The organism is Acetonema longum DSM 6540 (assembly GCF_000219125.1).
Classification (GTDB): domain Bacteria; phylum Bacillota; class Negativicutes; order Sporomusales; family Acetonemataceae; genus Acetonema; species Acetonema longum.
This window is the reverse complement of sequence record NZ_AFGF01000164.1, coordinates 1-1,734: the sequence shown is the minus strand read 5'-3', so window position 1 is coordinate 1,734 and position 1,734 is coordinate 1. Positions and strand designations below refer to the sequence as shown.

Sequence of the window (1,734 nt, the reverse complement as noted above, 5' to 3'; positions counted from 1 at the left end):
TAATAAATAGTCGCAGATGTGAAACGCAAATGATTCGCTTTCCTCACTCCTTTCACCGTAAAATCAGTATTGAAGCCATACACCCCTCTCTTTCAATAGCAAATGGCAGGAACTGCTGTTGCAGTCCTGCCATTTTTGGGGCCTAGAGCCATATGATTTGATTGTCGCTGACTATCATATTGATTCATTAAAGAATATTTTTTGAATCAATGGAACATTTTTAAGGCTCTCTTCATCCTGTATACTCCCATATTTCCAATATTGTTCGCCGCCTATTTTTACCATTATCGGTGAAACGTGTTCTTCATCAAATTTTTCATCAATTTTTAAATCCTTTAAAGGATAAATCACTTCCCTTGGAGGGTCCACTTTCTTCTTAGTCGGTGTTCCGTTGTGTAAAGCCCAACCGGTGAATTGATTGATATCTTTTATAAATTCACCACCTTCTATAACAGTTTCATCCGTTATGATTAAATATAATAAATTTTCGTGAATGATTTCCCATTTACCTGAAATATCAATCATACGTTTTTCTGTATCGCTACGCCTATATTTAAATATAAAACTTTTATCTTTTGAAAATGTGTATAAATTCAACATTCCCGTCATCATCGTTGGTGATCTATGCCAGGACCCAATCAAAACCTTCTCGAATTTTTCTTTGTTTTGGTGTTTCTCTTTGTTTAGATTTTCTCTATTCTGCTCTGCAATTCTAGCAATACTTACATTCGCAGCCGCCAAAATCTTATTAGGATAAAGATGTAAATCAATCACTCCCACTGTGATTCCGAAAATAGTCAATACAACCCAACTGATAATTTTCTTTCTCATGGCCCACCTCCTATATTTTAGATCACCATTACTCAATCATGGGTATAAAACTTATATTTATGATACTCGTCCTGACCATATTTTTCAAGAAAATACACTCCATTACTGGTGGCGTAGGAACTGCCAGCTTGGGCTAAATATACTCCTTCGCCATAATCTCTTCCATCAGGAGTCGGGCGAATGACTTGAATATGCTTAATTTCAACACTAGCAGATAGTGTCATATATCCTTGATTTGCTCGTTGCTGAGCTTCTTGAGGTGTCACTTCTCTCCAGCCATAATTTTCCCCTTGGGCATTCAGCCATTTCGCAAGCCTAGCAGCATTCAATTCGGTTGCCGTTTCGACTCCTTCAGCTATTACATGACCGGCTGGTGTCCTGCCCAAAGCTTTACCTGTCGCATCTTCGACATCGCCTACTTGATTCACTTCTACCCAACGAGGCAGTTCTACGCCCATAGCAACAGAAACATCCCAGACAAAGATATTGCAAAATGTTTGATCGTCCCTCGGTACATACCGAGGATTGTGTTCTACATCAAATTGGTCGATCAACTGATTATAAGCTTCCGCGGTTCTTTTTCCCGATAGATATATATATTGAGGAGTAACGCTATGCCACGCAACAGTATCCGTCATATTGTAAGGGTTCAGTTCTTTGATTCTCGTATTGCCTTCACCTTTTTGGACTGTATGGGTGTATCCCTTAATTTTTATACTAAAGGTATCTTTCAGCGATATATTAAGTGGCTTATGATAATCTCGATAGTTACTAAGATGCGTATCGAAAGCGCGCCTCGACCCCTGTATAGCAGCTGAGAATTCTGCCGGATTAGGTTGGGGCTGACTCGAAACCTGTGGAACTTGCGGAGTCTCTAAAGGAGATTGCATCTCAGCCACAGTA

At 39.4% G+C, this 1,734-nt stretch carries 1 protein-coding gene and 1 pseudogene; both read right to left on the bottom strand.

The annotated features are described in order from the left end of the window. Positions 1-174: 174 nt before the first annotated feature. The gene (locus ALO_RS15375; RefSeq protein ID WP_004097560.1) at positions 175-831 is read right to left on the bottom strand and encodes a hypothetical protein; all 657 of its coding nucleotides are present in this window, start codon (positions 829-831) and stop codon (positions 175-177) included. Between the two features lie 32 nt (positions 832-863). Next, positions 864-1,734, bottom strand: a pseudogene (locus ALO_RS22550) (hypothetical protein); the annotation flags it as partial.